Raw genomic sequence first — 18694 nt, 5'->3', positions numbered from 1 at the left:
GTTATGAGAGGTCGTTTGTCAAAATAAAACAAACCAGCGAAAAGAGATATTTCCCCAAATGTGACCGTTGTTTGAAAAGAAAATGGTATCTTTGCAACCGACAAGAAGTAACTGTACGACCATGATATTCTATTTCTCCGGTACTGGTAATACACGATGGGTGGCCGAGCAGATCGGCCAGGCTCTAAAAGAAGAACTGTTGTTTATCCCGGACATGATCCGTGAGCAACGGTATTCGTTCACGCTCCACGAGGGTGAGCGTATCGGCTTCTGTTTCCCGACACACGGTTGGCAGCCACCAAGGATCGTGCGCGACTTCATCAGGAGCCTGCGCTTCAGCGAGAGACCGTCGGCCGATGCCCATTTCTGTTGGGCCCTGACGACATGCGGCGACAATATGGGTGAGGCGATGACCATCCTGAACAAGGAACTGGCGGCGAACCCCCATCTGCGCGATGCCGAGGGTCGGTCGCTCACGGCCGAGACGCAGTTCTCTGTGATCATGCCGGAATCGTATGTCTGTCTGCCGTTCATGTATACCGACACCGAGGAGAAAGAGGCCATGAAGATCGAGAACGCCCAGCGACAGCTGCACCATATCATCAGCATACTGAAAGACCAGAAGCGCGGCATCGTGGAGCTGGAGAAAGGGGCCACTCCCCGACTCTACTCGTACGTGATCGGCGGTTACTTCAACCGACGGATGATCACGGACAGGAAGTTCACCGTGGATGCCGACAAGTGCATCGGCTGCGGCAAGTGCAAGAAGGTGTGTCCTGTGGAAAATATAGAAGGTACACCCCCCGTATGGCTACATAACGGAAAGTGTACCTGTTGTCTGGCATGCTACCACCACTGTCCCGTGCATGCCGTCAACTACGGCAAGATCACCAGGAAGCGGGGACAGTATTTCTTTGGCCATTAGCCTTTAATAGACCCGGGGACCGAAGATCGTGGTGCCGATACGCACCATCGTACTACGGGTGTCCAGGGCAATGAGATAGTCGTCGCTCATGCCCCATGAGCGTTCGCAGAAGGCCTCGTCATCCGCAAAATATTTCGCTTTGACCTCGTCGAAGAAGTCGGCGGCCGTCTGCATCTCACGACGTATCTGCTGCTGGTCGTCCACGAACGAGGCCATCATCATCAGTCCACAGATCTGCACATGCTTCATCTCGCGCCACTCACCGTCTTCGAGCAGCTCGCGACAAGCGTCGAGGGTGAGTCCGTACTTCGTGGACTCCTCGGCGATATGCAGTTCCAGAAGTACCTTGATGACCCGGTCGCAACGCTCCGCCTGACGGTTAATCTCTTTCAGGAGCTTCAATGAGTCAACAGCCTCGACCATTGACACATACGGTGCGATATATTTCACCTTATTGGTCTGCAGATGACCGATAAAATGCCACTCGATATCCTTGGGCAACTGTTCGTGCTTCTGACGGAGTTCCTGTTCATGGCTCTCGCCGAAAACACGCTGTCCCTCCTCATAAGCCGCCTCAATATATTCGTTGGGGTGGTACTTGGAAATTGCCACAAGGCGTACACCCTGTGGCAATGTGTCTAGAATCTGATGCAAATGACCTTTTACGTCGTAGTCCATCTTATTGCTCGTATTCCGGTTTGTCGTCTTTTTTATCACTCTTCTTATACTCGAAGACATCCATCAGCGTGGTCTCAGCAACAGAGGCGATGACATAGTCGATCATCGTGCCACCCATCACCTCGTCGATATTCTTCACAGCCCCGTTGAACGAGCCTGCCTGCACCAGATAGGTGACGCTGGAGCGCTTCTCCTTCTCGGTCTTCTCGTCGATGGTGATAAACTGTATCTTGGCCTTATACCATTTGTCGGCCATATCGGAGTCATCGAAGAAGATCTCCTTATAGGCAGCCTTCTTGATATCGGCCACGTCGAACTCTCCGCTGATATATGAGGACATCTCCTCGATAATACGCTCTTCGGCCTCACTGAAGCTCAGGGCGTCAACCACATAACTCTCGTTTACTTTTTTCTGCAAGCCGTCCTCCATCACCTTCTCGTAACGGATCTTGCACTCAAACCAATTTGCTGTTCTGCTTCTCATTTTGTAATTGATGTTTTTCTCTATTCTTTGAATCTCTATTTCTTGTTATCACCGGGCACTCTCCTGGCAGACGACTCCTGTTCGTCTTTCTGCTTCTTGATACCCATATAATCCTTGTCGAGCGCCTCACGTTTCTTCTGCGTGATCTGTTCGATGATCTCTGAGGCCACACGCTGCGTATGCTCGGAGCTGAGTCCGGAGAGCTCCATCAGCTCCTTCTGTTTCTTCGCGAGCTCCTCCGTCATCCACGAGTTTTTGGCGGCAAAGGCATTGGCTGAGCCACTCATGTTCGACGGGGTATAGACACTTGAGATGATGGCATCGGCAGCCTTGGAGAACTGCTTACGGAAGATGGCCTCCGCCTTGGCATTATACTCACGCATCTTGCCTTCGCTATAGCCCAGTGAGTCGTTCTTGAGCTGTTCCTTCACGACGATACCAGCCAAGGCTGCCGAGTCGGCATCGGCACCAATACCCAACAGGGCCTCCATGTCCTCCTCGAGCATCTCGTCGGGGATGGGCTCATCGACAGGCTGCACGTACTCCACCGGATCGGGACTGGGCAACAGGTAGAAGAACAAGCCAACGATGATCAGGGCAACACTCAGGGCAACAGCCGCCATCACACCGGAACGGCGCATGTTACGACGGGTGTTGATCGCATGGCGCATCGCCTCGACAGTGGCATAGCGCTTCTCGGGATCCTCTGCCGTGGCTTTCTCCACGACACCCTTCAGTTCCATGGGCAGGCCCGACGACTCATAGAGCCAGGCGATGAACTTTCCAAGGGAATACACATCGGTACGTGCATCGATGGCACCACCCTCGAACACCTCGGGGGCCACATAATCCTCGACACCGTCGTACAGCACATCCTGATCCAGTCGCTGGTAGAACGAACCATGACAGAGCAAGCATACCTGCTGGTCTTTCTTCCGTACCAGGATATTCGACGGGGCGTAACAGACGTGATAGATCTCCTGCTCATGCAAAAGGGCAGTCAGATCAAACAGGTCGCGCAGCGTACCACTGATAAAGTCTTTCCTGGCAACGACCGAGGGTTCCTCGTTCAACAGCTGCTCCATGGTGATGAAATGACCCACCTCGACGGCAATGGCATAGATGCCGCCCTCACCGACGTTCGGCGTAAAACGGAGCTGCCCTGCATGGGCGATCTTCTCCACAGCCTCACACTCACGCTTCACACAACTGCTGAAAGCGATGTTGTCAGCCACATCATCATGAAACTCCACGAAATTAGAATACTTCCCGTCGATAAGACGCTTGTAGAAATAGCCATAGGGCAAGCGCACCTTCGTGGTCTTACGAATGTCACGTGTGTTTAATAATTCCTCGAAATTCATCGTACAGAATTGTCTTTTGTTTGATTTTGTCGGGCAAAAGTACATATAAAATCTGAGAAACACAAATTTTTGAAGACAGATTGCAGAGATTTACGATAAATTGTGTTACCTTTGCAGCGACTTTTACATATAAGATAAAAGCTAGAAGCGAAATAAAAACTAAAGAAGATGCCTGAAATTTCAGTACGCGGCCTTGAGATGCCCGAGTCACCTATCAGGAAACTCGCCCCTCTGGCCGTTGCCGCCAAGAAAAGAGGAACAAAGGTGTATCACCTGAACATCGGTCAACCAGACCTGCCCACACCGCAGGTAGGACTTGATGCACTCAAGCAGATCGACCGTGAGATTCTGGAATACTCACCGTCGCAAGGCTATCAGAGCTACCGCGAGAAACTGGTGGACTATTACGCCAAGTACAATATCAATGTCACCGCTGATGACATCATCATCACCTCAGGAGGAAGTGAGGCGGTACTCTTCGCCTTCCTGTCCTGTCTGAACCCGGGCGATGAGATCATCGTGCCAGAACCAGCATATGCCAACTATATGGCCTTCGCCATCTCGGCGGGTGCCAAGATCCGTACCATCGCCACCACCATCGAGGAAGGTTTCTCGTTGCCGAAGGTGGAGAAGTTCGAGGAGCTGATCAACGAGCGCACCCGTGCCATCATGATCTGCAACCCGAACAACCCGACAGGTTATCTCTATACCCGCCGCGAGATGAACCAGATCCGTGATCTGGTCAAGAAATACGATCTGTACCTCTTCTCCGATGAGGTGTACCGCGAATATATCTACACAGGATCACCCTATATCTCGGCCTGCCATCTGGAAGGTATCGAGCAGAACGTGATCCTGATCGACTCCGTATCGAAACGCTATTCTGAGTGCGGCATCCGCATCGGTGCGCTGATCACGAAGAACGCAGAGGTCAGAAAGGCCGTGATGAAGTTCTGTCAGGCCCGCCTCTCTCCTCCCCTCATCGGACAGATTGTCGCTGAGGCTTCTTTGGATGCTCCAGAGGAATATTACCGTGATGTGTACGATGAGTATGTGGAACGTCGAAAATGCCTGATCGACGGTCTGAACCGCATCCCCGGTGTCTATTCGCCGATCCCCATGGGTGCTTTCTATACTGTGGCAAAGCTACCCGTCGACGATGCCGAGGCTTTCTGTCGCTGGTGTCTGTCAGAGTTCGAGTACGAGGGCGAGACGGTGATGATGGCTCCTGCCGCAGGCTTCTATACCACTCCCGGTGCCGGCATCAATCAGGTACGTATCGCCTACGTGCTGAAGAAGAAAGATCTGGAGCGGGCACTCGTCGTTCTGCGGAAGGCACTGGAGGCCTATCCGGGAAGAACAGAGGATGCTGGTTATTAGTCTTTGCTGATGACCGTTAGCTGTTCGACATGAACCTACCCTTATTCATAGCCAGGCGCATATACAGTGACGAGGGCGACAAACGGAAAGTGAGTCGTCCGGCTATCCGTATCGCTACCGTCGGTGTAGCCATCGGACTGGCCGTCATGATCGTCACGGTATCCGTCATCCTGGGCTTCAAGCATACCATACGCGACAAGGTAGTAGGTTTCGGCGGTCACATACAGGTACACAATATCCTCAGCTACAACACATCCGACCCTTATGTCATCTGTGCCGACGACAGTGTCATGAACGTCCTTCAGCATATTGAAGGTGTCAGGCATGCTGAACGGTACTCTTATACCCAAGGACTCCTGAAGACCAACGACGACTTCCTGGGTATCGTGTTCAAGGGCATCGGACAAGAATACGACACACAGTTCCTGAAATCCAATCTGGTCTCGGGCGACATCCCACAGTTCTGCGACTCGACCAGCCGCTACCAACTGCTGCTCTCAAAGATGATTGCCGACAAGTTGAGACTGAAGAGCGGAGATAAGGTGTTCGCCTATTTCTTCGACGGCGATGATGTGAGGACACGCAGATACACGGTATGCGGCATCTACCAGACCAACATGACGCGCTTCGACGAGAACCTGTGCTTCACGGACCTATATACTGTCAACCGCATCAACGGTTGGGAGAAAGACATCTGCTCGGGCATCGAGGTCAGCGTGGACAATCTGGAGACGCTGAACCAGACAGAAGACCGATTCATCGAACAGGTGAACCGTAGCAGCGACCGCATCGGTAACACCTTCACCACACAAACCATCTACGAGGTGTACCCTCAGGTATTCTCTTGGCTGGAACTGCTCGACATCAACGTCTGGATCATCCTGTTCCTGATGGTGTGCGTGGCAGGCTTCACGATGATCAGCGGTCTGCTCATCATCATCCTCGAACGCACGCAGATGATCGGTATCCTCAAGGCGGTAGGTGCCAGGAACGACACCATCAGACATACCTTCCTCTGGTTCTCCGTCTTCATCATCGGACAGGGACTGTTCTGGGGTAATATAATAGGTGTCGGCATCGTACTGTTACAAAACTATACAGGCATCATCGCCCTGGATCCGCAGACCTATTATGTCAGTAAGGCGCCCATGGAACTGAACATCCTTCTGATATTGCTCATCAACGTCGCCACCCTACTGATATGCGTGTTCGTGCTCATCGCTCCGAGCTATCTGATCTCTCATATCCACCCGGCCAAATCGATGAGATACGAATAATACTTGTTCTATTCATCACCTATTTTGCTTTTTTTCTCCTACCGACTAAAATATTGCACATTTTTTTTTGAAATGTGCAGATAATTGTATACCTTTGCACAAAATTTCAAAATTTGTGCAATTTCAATGGAAAACTTTAGCAGTTTTAATGCATATATACAAAGAGCAATCATAGACAACTGGAATCAGGATGCGTTGACAGACTATCAGGGTATTACCCTCCAATTTCACGATGTAGCACGTAAAATCGAAAAATTACATATTCTCTTTGAGAACAGCGGTGTTCAGAAAGGTGATAAGATCGCTATCTGCGGACGTAACTCAGCCCATTGGGCCGTCGCCTTCCTTGCCACACTCACCTACGGTGCCGTCGCCGTGCCTATCCTGCACGAGTTCAACGGAGAACAGATCCAGAATATCGTCAACCATTCCGAGTCAAAGTTGTTGTTCATCGGCGACTTTGCCGTGAAGACCATTGACCCAGAGGCGATGCCGTCACTGGAGGCCATCATCAATATCCCCGACTTCTCACTGATGATCTCTCGCTCGGAGAAGGTCACCTATGCCCGTGAACATCTGAACATGATGTTCGGCAGTAAGTACCCGAGAGCCTTCCGTGCAGAGCATGTGAGCTACCATGTGGATGAGGCCGAGGAACTGGCACTGATCAACTATACCAGTGGTACCACAGGCTTCTCAAAGGGTGTCATGCTGCCTTATTGCACACTGTGGGGAAACATCGAGTTTGTGATACGTGTGCTGGGCAAGAACGTGAAGCGGGGCGATAACATGCTCAGCATTCTGCCCATGGCTCACATGTATGGTATGGCCATCGAGTTCCTGTTCGGATTCTGCAACGGCTGTCACCTGTTCTTCCTGACCCGTCTGCCGTCACCGGCCATCATCGCAGAGGCCTTTGCCACAGTGAAGCCGTCAGTCATCATCACTGTGCCGCTGATTATCGAGAAGATCATCCGTAAAAAGGTGTTCCCGAAGATACAAGACAACCGCGTCAGACTGCTGCTCGCCATGCCGGTGGTCAGCAAGAAAGTCAAGAAACATATCTGTCAGGAGGTGTATAATGCCTTCGGCGGCAACCTCTATGAGGTCATCGTCGGTGGTGCGCCCTTATCAAAAGAGGTGGAGGAGTTCCTCCTCTCCATCGGCTTCCCCATCACCGTCGGTTACGGTACGACCGAATGTGCGCCTCTGATCTCGTTCAGCGACTATAAGGAATTCATCAGCGGTTCATGTGGTACACCTGTTGACCGTATGGAGGTGCGCATCCTAAGCAACGATCCACAGAACATTCCCGGTGAGATTGTTACCCGAGGTACGAACCTCATGACTGGCTACTTCAAGAACCAGGAGGCTACGGATGCCGCCATCGACGAAGAGGGCTGGTATCACACCGGTGACCTCGGAACGATGTCGGAAGACGGACATATCTTCATCCGGGGACGTATCAAGAACATGCTGCTCGGCGCCAATGGACAGAACGTGTATCCCGAGGAGATCGAGGATAAGCTCAACGCGATGGTCATGGTATCTGAGAGTCTTGTCATACAGCGTGGCGACAAGCTAGTGGCACTGGTCTATCCCGACAAAGACGAGGTGGTCAGCTTCAGCAAGAAGGAACTGGCGAACATCATGGAGCAGAACCGTCAGGAGCTGAACAATACGCTACCTGTCTACAGCCGTATCTCTGCTATTGAACTCCAAGAACAGGAGTTTGAGAAGACACCAAAGAAGAGTATCAAACGCTACCTATATAAGAATAACTAATCACATATGGAACAAATACCTAGCTTCAACGCTCTCATCCAGAAGAGTATCATCGACAATTGGGATCGTGACGCACTGACCGACTTCAAAGGACAGACGCTACAGTTCCATGATGTAGCAAGAAAAATCGAGAAACTACACATTCTCTTTGAAAACAGTGGCATCCAGAAGGGCGACAAGATCGCGCTCTGCGGCCGTAACTCCTCACAATGGGCTGTGGCCTTCATCGCCACGCTCACCTATGGAGCCGTGGCTGTGCCTATCCTACATGAGTTCAATGCCGAGCAGATTCATAATATCGTGAACCACTCGGAGGCCAGACTGCTGTTCGTGGGCGACCATGTGGCGACGATCATTGATCCGCAGGCCATGCCAACTCTGGAGGGTATCATCAACAACCCCGACTATTCACTGATGATCAGTCGTACGGATAAGCTGACTTATGCACGTGAGCATCTGAACGAACTCTATGGAAAGAAATTCCCGAAATATTTCCGCAAGCAGCATGTCAGCTATTACGTAGAACAGAGTCCCGAGGAACTGGCGGTGATCAACTACACCTCCGGTACTACCGGGTTCTCCAAGGGTGTGATGATTCCTTACCGTGCCCTCTGGTCGAACTACGCCTTCGCTGTCAACGTGCTTGGAAAGCAGCTCAAGCCTGGTGACCGTATCATATCCATGCTGCCGATGGCTCACATGTACGGCATGGCCTTCGAGTTCCTCTTCGAGTTCAACTACGGCTGTCATGTCTACTATCTGAACCGTATCCCCTCGCCTGCCATCATTGCACAGGCGTTGGCAGAGATCAAGCCGGTCATCGTCATCGCCGTACCGCTGATCATTGAGAAGATCATCCGCAAGAAGGTGTTCCCGAAGATCCAGAACAACCGCATGCGCCTGCTGCTGCAGATGCCGGTTATCTCCAAGAAGGTGCGCGAAAAGATCTGTCAAGAAGTGCTCAAGGCCTTTGGCGGAAGACTGTATGAGGTCATCATCGGCGGCGCTGCCCTGAACCAAGAGGTGGAACAGTTCTTGAAACGGATAGACTTCCCCTATACCGTCGGTTACGGTGCTACGGAGTGTGCTCCGATTATCTGCTACCGTGACTGGAAGACCTTTGCGCCCGGCTCTTGCGGGCGTGCAGCCCTGCATCAGGAGGTGAGGATTGCATCGCCCGACCCACAGCGTGTGCCTGGTGAGATCCTGACGAAAGGACCGAACGTGATGCTGGGTTATTACAAGAACCCGGAAGCTACGGCCGAGACCATCGACCGTGACGGATGGTACCACACGGGAGATCTTGGCACCATGGATGCCGACGGAAACGTGTTCATCAACGGTCGTTCGAAGAACATGCTGCTTGGTCCAAACGGTCAGAACATCTATCCCGAGGAGATCGAGGATAAGCTGAACTCTATGACCATGGTCATAGAGAGTATCGTCGTACAGAGAGACAACAAACTGGTGGCTCTCGTACATCCTGACATGGAAGAAGCCAAGAATATGGGATTCTCAGAGGAAGATCTCAAGAATATTATGGAACAGAACCGTAATGGATTGAACGAGATGATTCCCGCCTACGAGAAGATCACCGAGATCGAGATTCACGAACAGGAGTTTGAAAAGACACCGAAGAGGTCTATCAAACGTTACCTCTACAAGTAAAGACAAGCACTTTCAATACATGAATAAATGCCTTCCGAATGGAGGGCATTTATTATTCGTACCAATAATAATACCAATAGGTGCCCCGATAGTGCTCCTCGACCTTCCCCTTCCGCTCTGTCTGGCTGGGATAACGTTTCTCCAGTTCCTGGAGATTATCGTAGTCTTCATCCATCACAGGATGGTGGTAGACCACCACCGGCTTTGAACGCAGACGGGAATAAAGGGTGAGCGCCTCACGGTAATGCTTGGGAAGACTGTCGTTGACCGTGTAATAGTCTTGAATATCCTTGGCAAAACGGTCCAGGTCCTTGTCAATCAGCTCGCCACAGAGCAGATAATCGGCCAGCACCTTCCGAGGGACGGAATCCCTCCGCTGCAATAGTTTCAGATAACGTACCGGCTCTATCTGTCCAACAGGACGAGCCCCCAAGAACCGATAGAGACTGTCGACAGGACAGACCAACATCTTGGTTTTCCCATTAGAAGGGAGCATCAGACTGCTACTGCCTGCGACCGGATACTCAAAGAGATGCTCTCCCAAACCATCTGTCCGTGCCAGCGCATACATACGGAGCATGAACAGATGATCGTCGCTCTCCAGCGATTTCTTACCCACCGCCAAGGCGTGCCCATAGTTGCCCTGAGACATGAGGTTCTCCATCTTCATACGATAATGGAACACCGCATCAGTATTCCCAATCCATGCCACCCACATCATCATCAACGACATCGTCAGCATGTTGATCCACATCGGACGGGAGAACAGAGAGTAAGGAGTATCATCCTCGAACTCCTGTAGCTTGAGGGCTATACAGACAACGAAGACCCATACGATAAAGGCAACCAGCATCACATGCCACGATGCCACGATATCAACACCGGTATCCAACTTCTGTCCTATATCGGTCAACATCGATAACAACAGCATCGATGGCGCATAGGTCAACGCATGTCCAAGGCGCTTCAGACGAGCTATCCTGTATACCAGAAGCTGGACAAGATAGAGCGTTATGGTCGTGATAACCGCTCCCCAGAAACGATGATAATGGGTCACGCCACCACTCAGCACATGTTGGGTCATCGTCAGGATGTCGGTCTGGAAGAAGTATAGCCAGGCAAACGAGAAGACGATGAAGACCACAGCGCACATCACACGGACGGAGATGGGGTTACTGCCTTTTGAAGAGCGATTATAATTCATAGATTCCTTGCAAACATTACACCTTCTTCAACACCACGGCAGAACGTGCCGGGATATAGAGCTTCAGCCATTCCTTATGCTCATTCACATAAAGAGGATCATAGTTTGTGAAGTGGGTGATCGTGTCATCGGCAAACCCATTGCCTCCAAATGCCTTGGCATCGGTGTTCAGAACCACCTCGTATGATCCTGTCGGAACCAGGAAGCCATAGTCGGTATAGGAACGCGTGGGTGAGAAGTTGAAGACAAAGACAAGATCACCACGCATGAAGCAGAGCACCTGATCACCATCGTCGTGCCAGATCTCTGCCACAGGCTTATCCTGGAAATTACGGACAGACTTGATGACCTTCAGCATCTCACGGTCGAAATCGCCAAGCCAGTGATAACAGAGATCCTTGTTATCCACGAGGTTCCACTGCCGACGGGCATACTTATGCGACCAGCCATTGCCTTCACGCGGGAAGTCTATCCATTCCGGATGACCGAACTCATTACCCATGAAGTTCAGATATCCGCCATTGATGGCGGCCACCGTCACCAATCGGATCATCTTATGCAGGGCGATGCCGCGCTGGGCGATATCATTCACATCCTTCTTTGCAAAGTGCCAGTACATATCGGCATCAACCAATCGGAAGATAATCGTCTTATCACCCACAAGGGCCTGATCATGACTCTCGCAGTATGAGATGGTCTTCTCGTCGGGACGACGGTTCTTGACCTCCCAGAAGATGGAGCATACGTTGATATCCTCATCGCGCACCTCCTTGATGGTCTTAATCCAGTAGTCAGGGATATTCATGGCCATACGGTAGTCAAAACCATAGCCGCCATCCTCAAACTTGGCGGCCAGTCCGGGCATACCCGATACCTCCTCCGCAATCGTGATGGCATGAGGGTTCACCTCATGGATGAGTTTGTTGGCCAATGTCAGATAACAGATGGCGTTATCGTCTTCATGACCGTTGAAATAGTCGCCATAGCCCCCGAAAGCCTCACCAAGTCCATGCGAGTAGTAAAGCATGGAGGTGACACCGTCGAAGCGGAAGCCATCGAACTTAAACTCGTCGAGCCAGTACTTGCAGTTGGATAGCAGGAAATGGAGCACCTCATCCTTACCGTAGTCGAAACAGAGCGAGTCCCAGGCGGGATGCTCATGACGGTCACCGGGATAAAAGAACTGGTTCGGATCACCGGCCAGGTTTCCGAGTCCCTCGACCTCGTTCTTCACGGCATGGGAGTGAACGATGTCCATGATGACAGCAATACCGTTCTTATGAGCTGTATCAATAAGTTCCTTCAGCTCCTCTGGTGTACCGAAACGGCTGGATGGAGCGAAGAACGACGAGACATGATAGCCGAACGACCCGTAATAGGGATGCTCCTGAATGGCCATCACCTGGATACAGTTATAACCATCCTTGATGATTCGCGGCAGTACATTATCCTTGAACTCGGTATATGTACCTACCTTCTCGGCATCCTGTCCCATTCCGACATGACACTCGTAAATGAGCAGCGGGTTCTTCTTGGGCTTGAAGTTCTGCTTCTTGAACTCATACCTTTTCTCAGGATTCCAGACCTGGGCAGAGAAGATTTTCGTTTGTTCATCCTGTACGACACGACGGCACCAAGCCGGGATACGCTCGCCTTCCCCTCCGTTCCACTTGACCTTCATCTTATAAAGATCACCGTGCTTCAGAGCTTTCTCCGATAGCTTCAGTTCCCAGTTACCTGTACCCTCGATACGCTTACAACGGTATTTCTCGTTCTCTGTCCAGTTGTTGAAGTCACCAATCAGATAGATAGCTGTCGCATTCGGTGCCCACTCACGGAACACCCAACCTCTTGACAGTTTATGAAGTCCATAATAAAGATGTCCTGTTGCAAAGTCGGAGATCTTCTTCTTGCCATTCTGCGTCAACTGGTTCAGTTTCCATAACGCATGGTCGTGACGACCGCGGATGGCCTCTTCATACGGCTCCAGCCAGGGGTCGTTCTGCACAAGACCGATATGTGCGACTTCCTTGACGACAGTTTTTTTAGCCTTCTCTTTCTTCGTAGCCATAGTCAATAAGTTTTAACCTTAAAGATTGCTTTCTTGATCTCTGCATTTTCAGAGATACAGGGCGCATGACCATCCTGCGGAAAGAAGATAACCATCTGTCCTGGTTTCAGTGTCACATACGTCTGAGGCTTCACCTCCCCATATAAGACAAGATCCTTTTCGGCATTATATTCCCTCTCTGGCAGATCCTGAAGCGGAGAATAGCCGTAAGTCTCCTCGCACGAGAGCGGAATCTGGATATCAATCATCTCCACATGCGTCTCTAAAACAGCAGCCTCCTCTGTCCTACCATTCGCAACAGCAAGGTTCAGGAACAGATCATCACCTTTGATCGGGTACTTCCCCACCTCAAGGGCATGGAGATCATGGGTCTTAAGAAAACCTATCACATCGGCAAACAACGGATTCAATACCACATATTTGCCCAGATTGTCAAGCGTATCAATGATCATAACGAAAGATATTTAGTAGTTTATCGAAGCTGACGATGCCCACGGGTATAAGAGCCCTGAGCCGTGATATTTCCATTGCGGTCTTTCTCAACGAAGTTGCCATCACGTTTATCGTCAACATATGTTCCCTCGAAACGGTTACCGTCCTTATCCTCCTCAATAGCAGCGCCATGACGCTTGCCATCCTTATACTGGCCCTTAAACTTCGAACCGTCAGAGAAACGGATCACACACTCACCATGGGGCTGTCCTTTCCGGAACGAGCCTTCAATCACGTCACCGCCTTTCTTGGTGAGTTTACCCTTTCCTTCCTGTTTGTCTGCCTTCCACTGGCCGACATAGGTATCGCCATTCTTCCAAGCGAAGGTGCCTTGTCCTTGTTTGTCACCTTTATAGAACTGTCCGGTATACTTGTCGCCATTGGCATACTTAAAGACACCAGTACCAGTACGTGCGCCATGCTCGTAGTCGCCCTCGTATACATCACCGTTCTGGAACTTGTATACGCCACGACCGTTCATCTCGTCATTAAGCCATTGACCAACATACACATCGCCGTCGGCATATTTGAATGTCCCCTTTCCCGAGCGCATATTATCTTTCCAGTCGCCGTCATAGGAAGAGCCATCCCCCCAGTCGTAGAAACCTCGACCGTTCTTCTTATCGTTCAGCCAATCGCCTTTATAGTAAGCGCCGCTAGCGAATGTATACTGACCCTTTCCCGAACGCTGATCCTGTCGCCAGTCTCCCTCATATCTATCGCCATTGAAGTAGTACATCACCCCATGACCATGCTGATAATCACGAAACCAAAGACCATCATATTTGTTATTATTGGAAAAATAATATACACCTCTGCCGTGCTGTTGATCCTGGAACCATTCACCTTCATATTTCTCTCCATCGAAAAAGGTGTAGATGCCATAACCCTGACGTTTGCCTTTCACATACTCGCCCTCATAGCAATTGCCATCCTTATAAACTGCCTTGCCCTTACCATGAGGCTTACCCATTACCATCTCTCCTTGATACTGTCCTCCGTCCTTCGTTACAGCCGAGCCAAGCGTAATCTTCTGAGCTCCTGCAACTACGGGCAACACCATCATATATATACAGATAATACTCTTTTTCACAACCACAGAATCCATATTAATCATTTTGCAAATTTATGTATTTTTCCGGAGACCGCCAAATTTCATTGTTGATTATTAACGTTTATTGCCGAATATTTATTACCTTTGCCGACGTTATGAAATTTTTCGCTATTATCCCTGCCCGCTACGCTTCGACGCGCTTTCCGGGCAAACCGCTTGCCATGTTGGGCGGTAAGACTGTGATACAGAGAGTATACGAGCAAGTAAAGAATGTGCTCGACGATGCTTATGTGGCCACTGACGACGAACGGATATATGCCGCTGTAGAGTCCTTTGGAGGAAAGGTGGTCATGACAAGAACAGACCATCAAAGCGGTACCGACCGCATTCAAGAGGCAGTAGAGAAGATTACCTCACCAGAATATATGGGAGAGGCAGGGAAGCAGAATGTGCCTGATGTCATCATTAATGTACAAGGCGACGAGCCTTTCATCCAACCCTCACAGATAGAGACCCTGATGCGTCTCTTCGATGAACCGGAGACACAGATCGGCACATTAGGAAAGCCCTTTGAATCAATAGAGGCTATTGAAAACCCGAACTCTCCGAAGATTATTACAGACAATCGTGGTTTCGCCCTATACTTCAGTAGAAGTGTTATTCCATATATCAGAGGTAAGGAGCGCGAGGAATGGTTCGGACAGTATCCTTTCTTAAAACATCTTGGTATCTATGCCTACCGGCGTGAGGTACTGGCAGAGATTACGAAACTGCCCCAGAGCAGTCTGGAGAAAGCAGAGAGTCTGGAGCAGTTGCGCTGGCTTCAAAATGGTTATCGTATCCGCGTAGGACTAACAGACGTCGAGACCGTCGGCATTGACACGCCCGAAGATCTGCGTCGTGCAGAGGCCTTTATCTAAATCAGGCATTGCGCATCTGTCGAAGTAGCTCCTTCTGTCGCTCAGAAAGCTGTTGCGGCAGTTTTACCTGATATGTTATAATCAAGTCGCCAAAGGTACCATCTCCTCGGTCATACCCCTTGCCACGAAGACGGACCTTTGTACCCGGCTGCGTCTCGGGTTTGATTTTCATCTTCACCTTCTGTCCATTTGACAGGGTTATCACCACCTCACCGCCCAACAGAGCTGTATAGAGGTCGATGGAGACCGTCGCGTTCATCTCACCGGAGTGGGCACGATGGCTACCTCCTCCTGAGAAGCCTGAGAAGGCATTTCCGCCACCTCCAGAAAAGCCCTGGAAGCCACCGAAACCGCCTCCCTGCTGTCCTTTCCGACCAAAGAGTGTCTCAAAGAAATCGCTGAAGCCTCCTCCGCCAGAGAAACTGGAGAAGTCAAAGCCTCCAAACGGATTACCGCCACCGGCACCACCACCATAACCACCAAACTGCTCAGCCTGTTTCCACTGCTGACCATACTGGTCATATTTGGCACGTTTCGCCGGATCACCGATGACATCATAGGCCTCCGTCAAAGCCTGGAACTTCGCCTTTGCCTTAGGATCATCGGGATGCAGATCCGGATGGAACTGCTTGGCACGCTTCAAATATGCCTTCTTGACATCCTTCTGCGGGATATTCTTGTCAACACCTAATATTTTGTAATAATCAATAAATGCCATATCTCTTATCTCCTTCTCTATTTTACACTATACAGCAAACAGCAAAAAGTATGCCTAAAAAGGATATTTTATTTGGCGGTATCGGATTTCTTTCGTAATTTTGCAACTAAATTTATGAGTATGAAGAAAGTCTTATTGATAGCCGCCATGGTTGCATCCGTACTTCCCACCCTGGGACAAGCAACGAAGACCGTTCGTCTGAAAGTTGTTGAGACCAGTGATGTCCACGGTCATTTTTTCCCTTATGACTTCATGGAGAGAAAAGCACTTAAAGGGACTCTAGTACGGGTGAACACCTATGTAGAGAAACAGCGTAAGCAATACGGGAAAGACCACTTGTTACTGATTGATAACGGTGATATCCTCCAAGGACAGCCATGCGTATATTGGTCGAACTACGTGATGCCGGAGAACGTGAACCTTGCCGCACGAGTCATCAACTACATGCAATATGATGCTGAGACCGTCGGCAACCATGACATTGAACCTGGTCACAAGGTCTACGACAAGTGGATTCGTGAGGTACGCTGTCCACTGTTGGGAGCGAACATCATCAAGACCGGCTCTGATAAGAGTGCAAATCCCAAAAACATCTATAATGGGCTACAGCCCTACTCCATTCATTACGTTGACGGTGTAAAGATTGCCGTCATCGGTATGCTGACACCGGCCATCCCGAACTGGTTGAATGAGAGCACATACAAAGGAATTGAATTCGAGGAGATGGTCTCTTGTGCCAAGAAATGGGTCAAATACCTGAAGGATGTTGAACGCCCAGACCTTATCTTCGGTCTTTTCCATTCTGGTAAGGATGGCGGCATCGTAACGCCAGACTATGAGGAGAATGCGACGGCTGCCGTTGCCCGTGAGGTCCCCGGCTTTGACATCATCTTCTTCGGGCACGACCATCAGGTACACAACGAGTGGATCACCAACAAAGAAGGCCAACAGGTTCTTATTATTGACCCCTCCTGTTGGGCACAGAATATTGCGGAAGCGGACATTGAACTGACATATGAGAAAGGTAGACTTGTCAAGAAGAACATTTCCGGGGAGATTGTCAGCGTCAGAGACGAGGAAGTAGATGAACAGATGGTCGACTATTTCCAGAAAGATATCGATGCGGTGAAGGAGTACGTCAGTCAGAAAATCGGCTCTTTTGAGACACCAGTCTATACGCGCGACTGTTACTTCGGCAACTCGGCCTTTACCGACCTGATTCATAACTTGCAGTTACAGATCACCAAGGCTGACATATCGTTCAATGCTCCACTCTCATTCAACACGACCATCAAGGCTGGTGAAGTTACCATGGCAGATATGTTTAAATTGTATCGTTTCGAGAATCTTCTTTTCGTGCTCAAGATGACGGGAGAAGAGATACGCAAACATCTGGAGTACAGCTATGACATGTGGACAAATACCATGAAGAGTCCCGACGATCATGCGCTTCGTCTCAACGATGCATCAAAGGACGATCAGCAGCGCACAGGGTTCCAGTACTACACCTTCAACTTCGATTCCGCCTGCGGAATCGACTATGAGGTTGATCTGACCAAGCCCGACGGAGAGAAGGTTCGTATCCTTCGTATGTCGAACGGCGAGCCCTTTGACGAGAAAAAATGGTATCGTGTTGCCATGAACAGTTACCGTGCTAACGGCGGTGGAGAACTGCTGACCCACGGAGCGGGTATTCCCAAAGACTCCATCGAGGCACGTGTCATCTATCATTCTGACCGCGACCAGCGCCATTATCTCACAGAGGAGATCAGACGGATGGGAAATGTCAATCCCAAACCAAACCACAATTGGAAATTCGTACCAGAGGAATGGGTGAAGCCCGCCTTAGAGCGTGACCGTATCATCCTTTTCGGAAAATAACAAATATCACCAACGATGGAGAAACTTTATTTCGTATTCTGTAAAGACGAACTCTTACTAAAGAAAACAGTAGACAATTCCTATACAATCCCTCGTGGCGAAGAACCACCAACGGATGTAAAGCCATGGACAAACACACTTAGCATCACTCCCATGAGTGACGGTACAGAGGTGATGACCTATCGTATCGAGGAACCTGTCACAGACCAGGAAGGCTACGAGATGTGCGGTCTTCGTAAGAGCTACTATAAGCTCCCCAAAGAATTATACCTAAAGGCCGGAAAATGCCAGGAGCTGCTTTATTGGGATCAGAACACTAAATTCTGTGGCGTATGCGGTGCTCCGATGAAGATGGCCACGGATATCTCGAAGAAATGTACAGAATGCGGAAAAGAAGTGTGGCCGCAACTGGCCACTGCGGTTATCGTACTGATACATCGAGGCGATGAGGTCCTTCTCGTCAGAGCCAAGAACTTCAGAACAGACTTCTATGGTCTGGTAGCAGGCTTCGTGGAGACAGGTGAGACATTGGAAGAGGCTGTCGCCCGGGAAGCATTCGAGGAGACTGGCGTCACAATCTCTAATATCCGTTATTTTGCCTCGCAACCATGGCCATACCCCTGTGGACTCATGGTAGGCTTCAACGCCGACTATGTCGGTGGGGAGATTCACCTGCAAGAGAGTGAGATTGCCAAAGGGGGATGGTTCAGAAAAGACAACCTGCCCACGATTCCGGAAAAGCTATCTATAGCTCGTAAGCTTCTGGACGCCTGGATTGAAGGGAAATAAACAA

16 protein-coding genes are annotated in these 18694 nt (G+C 50.2%); 8 read left to right on the top strand and 8 right to left on the bottom strand.

The features are described from left to right. Window positions 1-82: 82 nt before the first annotated feature. Window positions 83-925, top strand: coding sequence for an EFR1 family ferrodoxin (locus BLU99_RS00895; RefSeq protein ID WP_091899304.1), 843 nt, complete (start codon window positions 83-85; stop codon window positions 923-925). A 3-nt stretch (window positions 926-928) separates the two neighbouring features. On the opposite strand, the gene BLU99_RS00890 is transcribed toward BLU99_RS00895, so the two are convergent. The 3 genes from BLU99_RS00890 to BLU99_RS00880 are packed head-to-tail and all read right to left on the bottom strand — an operon-like array spanning window position 929 to window position 3451. After that, a complete protein-coding gene (locus BLU99_RS00890) occupies window positions 929-1603 on the bottom strand; it encodes a YggS family pyridoxal phosphate-dependent enzyme (protein ID WP_091899303.1) in 675 nt (224 codons plus the stop codon). Between the two features lies 1 nt (window position 1604). Beyond that, window positions 1605-2087, bottom strand: coding sequence for a DUF4494 domain-containing protein (locus tag BLU99_RS00885; protein WP_091899302.1), 483 nt, complete (start codon window positions 2085-2087; stop codon window positions 1605-1607). A gap of 35 nt (window positions 2088-2122) precedes the next feature. Further along, complete coding sequence (locus BLU99_RS00880) at window positions 2123-3451, bottom strand: serine/threonine-protein kinase (RefSeq protein ID WP_091899301.1); 1329 nt, start codon at window positions 3449-3451, stop codon at window positions 2123-2125. A 168-nt stretch (window positions 3452-3619) separates the two neighbouring features. On the opposite strand from BLU99_RS00880, the gene BLU99_RS00875 reads away from it, so the two are divergent. The 4 genes from BLU99_RS00875 (at window position 3620) to BLU99_RS00860 (ending at window position 9561) form a co-directional block, all read left to right on the top strand. Beyond that, complete coding sequence (locus BLU99_RS00875; protein ID WP_091899300.1) at window positions 3620-4831, top strand: pyridoxal phosphate-dependent aminotransferase; 1212 nt, start codon at window positions 3620-3622, stop codon at window positions 4829-4831. A 29-nt stretch (window positions 4832-4860) separates the two neighbouring features. Beyond that, window positions 4861-6108: an ABC transporter permease gene (locus BLU99_RS00870; protein WP_091899299.1), complete on the top strand. Its 1248-nt coding sequence runs from the start codon at window positions 4861-4863 to the stop codon at window positions 6106-6108. A 126-nt stretch (window positions 6109-6234) separates the two neighbouring features. Further along, on the top strand, window positions 6235-7893 hold the full coding sequence (locus BLU99_RS00865; RefSeq protein WP_091899298.1) for an AMP-binding protein: 1659 nt from the start codon (window positions 6235-6237) through the stop codon (window positions 7891-7893). A 6-nt stretch (window positions 7894-7899) separates the two neighbouring features. Further along, entirely contained in the window at window positions 7900-9561 is a 1662-nt protein-coding gene (locus BLU99_RS00860; RefSeq protein ID WP_091899297.1) for an AMP-binding protein, read from the top strand. A gap of 52 nt (window positions 9562-9613) precedes the next feature. Here BLU99_RS00860 and BLU99_RS00855 read toward each other — a convergent pair whose 3' ends face one another. The 4 genes from BLU99_RS00855 to BLU99_RS00840 are packed head-to-tail and all read right to left on the bottom strand — an operon-like array spanning window position 9614 to window position 14421. Continuing rightward, complete coding sequence (locus BLU99_RS00855) at window positions 9614-10765, bottom strand: DUF6057 family protein (protein WP_091899296.1); 1152 nt, start codon at window positions 10763-10765, stop codon at window positions 9614-9616. A gap of 16 nt (window positions 10766-10781) precedes the next feature. Beyond that, the gene (locus tag BLU99_RS00850; RefSeq protein ID WP_091899295.1) at window positions 10782-12836 is read right to left on the bottom strand and encodes an alpha amylase C-terminal domain-containing protein; all 2055 of its coding nucleotides are present in this window, start codon (window positions 12834-12836) and stop codon (window positions 10782-10784) included. 2 nt (window positions 12837-12838) lie between these two features. Beyond that, complete coding sequence (locus tag BLU99_RS00845; protein ID WP_091899294.1) at window positions 12839-13288, bottom strand: NanQ anomerase/TabA/YiaL family protein; 450 nt, start codon at window positions 13286-13288, stop codon at window positions 12839-12841. Window positions 13289-13308: 20 nt separating this feature from the next. Further along, window positions 13309-14421, bottom strand: coding sequence for an MORN repeat-containing protein (locus BLU99_RS00840; protein WP_255397398.1), 1113 nt, complete (start codon window positions 14419-14421; stop codon window positions 13309-13311). A 116-nt stretch (window positions 14422-14537) separates the two neighbouring features. Between BLU99_RS00840 and kdsB the strand changes: the two genes are divergently transcribed. Further along, window positions 14538-15302, top strand: coding sequence for a 3-deoxy-manno-octulosonate cytidylyltransferase (gene kdsB, locus BLU99_RS00835; RefSeq protein WP_091899293.1), 765 nt, complete (start codon window positions 14538-14540; stop codon window positions 15300-15302). A 1-nt stretch (window position 15303) separates the two neighbouring features. On the opposite strand, the gene BLU99_RS00830 is transcribed toward kdsB, so the two are convergent. Continuing rightward, window positions 15304-16020, bottom strand: a complete 717-nt coding sequence (locus BLU99_RS00830; protein ID WP_091899292.1) for a DnaJ domain-containing protein — start codon at window positions 16018-16020, stop codon at window positions 15304-15306. A 120-nt stretch (window positions 16021-16140) separates the two neighbouring features. Here BLU99_RS00830 and BLU99_RS00825 point away from each other — a divergent pair, with 120 nt between their 5' ends. Both BLU99_RS00825 and nudC read left to right on the top strand, forming a co-directional pair. After that, entirely contained in the window at window positions 16141-17901 is a 1761-nt protein-coding gene (locus tag BLU99_RS00825) for a bifunctional metallophosphatase/5'-nucleotidase (protein ID WP_091899903.1), read from the top strand. A 15-nt stretch (window positions 17902-17916) separates the two neighbouring features. Then, a complete protein-coding gene (gene nudC / locus BLU99_RS00820; RefSeq protein WP_091899291.1) occupies window positions 17917-18690 on the top strand; it encodes an NAD(+) diphosphatase in 774 nt (257 codons plus the stop codon). Window positions 18691-18694: the final 4 nt, after the last annotated feature.

The organism is Prevotella sp. lc2012 (assembly GCF_900107065.1).
GTDB lineage: Bacteria > Bacteroidota > Bacteroidia > Bacteroidales > Bacteroidaceae > Prevotella.
This window is presented reverse-complemented; position numbering and strand designations above follow the sequence as displayed.

Excerpts from the sequence above, each read along its gene's own strand:
- BLU99_RS00895 (WP_091899304.1), top strand. The coding sequence starts at position 83 with ATGGTATCTTTGCAACCGACAAGAAGTAACTGTACGACCATGATATTC.
- BLU99_RS00890 (WP_091899303.1), bottom strand. The coding sequence starts at position 1,603 with ATGGACTACGACGTAAAAGGTCATTTGCATCAGATTCTAGACACATTG.
- BLU99_RS00885 (WP_091899302.1), bottom strand. The coding sequence starts at position 2,087 with ATGAGAAGCAGAACAGCAAATTGGTTTGAGTGCAAGATCCGTTACGAG.
- BLU99_RS00880 (WP_091899301.1), bottom strand. The coding sequence starts at position 3,451 with ATGAATTTCGAGGAATTATTAAACACACGTGACATTCGTAAGACCACG.
- BLU99_RS00875 (WP_091899300.1), top strand. The coding sequence starts at position 3,620 with ATGCCTGAAATTTCAGTACGCGGCCTTGAGATGCCCGAGTCACCTATC.
- BLU99_RS00870 (WP_091899299.1), top strand. The coding sequence starts at position 4,861 with ATGAACCTACCCTTATTCATAGCCAGGCGCATATACAGTGACGAGGGC.
- BLU99_RS00865 (WP_091899298.1), top strand. The coding sequence starts at position 6,235 with ATGGAAAACTTTAGCAGTTTTAATGCATATATACAAAGAGCAATCATA.
- BLU99_RS00860 (WP_091899297.1), top strand. The coding sequence starts at position 7,900 with ATGGAACAAATACCTAGCTTCAACGCTCTCATCCAGAAGAGTATCATC.
- BLU99_RS00855 (WP_091899296.1), bottom strand. The coding sequence starts at position 10,765 with ATGAATTATAATCGCTCTTCAAAAGGCAGTAACCCCATCTCCGTCCGT.
- BLU99_RS00850 (WP_091899295.1), bottom strand. The coding sequence starts at position 12,836 with ATGGCTACGAAGAAAGAGAAGGCTAAAAAAACTGTCGTCAAGGAAGTC.
- BLU99_RS00845 (WP_091899294.1), bottom strand. The coding sequence starts at position 13,288 with ATGATCATTGATACGCTTGACAATCTGGGCAAATATGTGGTATTGAAT.
- kdsB (WP_091899293.1), top strand. The coding sequence starts at position 14,538 with ATGAAATTTTTCGCTATTATCCCTGCCCGCTACGCTTCGACGCGCTTT.
- BLU99_RS00830 (WP_091899292.1), bottom strand. The coding sequence starts at position 16,020 with ATGGCATTTATTGATTATTACAAAATATTAGGTGTTGACAAGAATATC.
- BLU99_RS00825 (WP_091899903.1), top strand. The coding sequence starts at position 16,141 with ATGAAGAAAGTCTTATTGATAGCCGCCATGGTTGCATCCGTACTTCCC.
- nudC (WP_091899291.1), top strand. The coding sequence starts at position 17,917 with ATGGAGAAACTTTATTTCGTATTCTGTAAAGACGAACTCTTACTAAAG.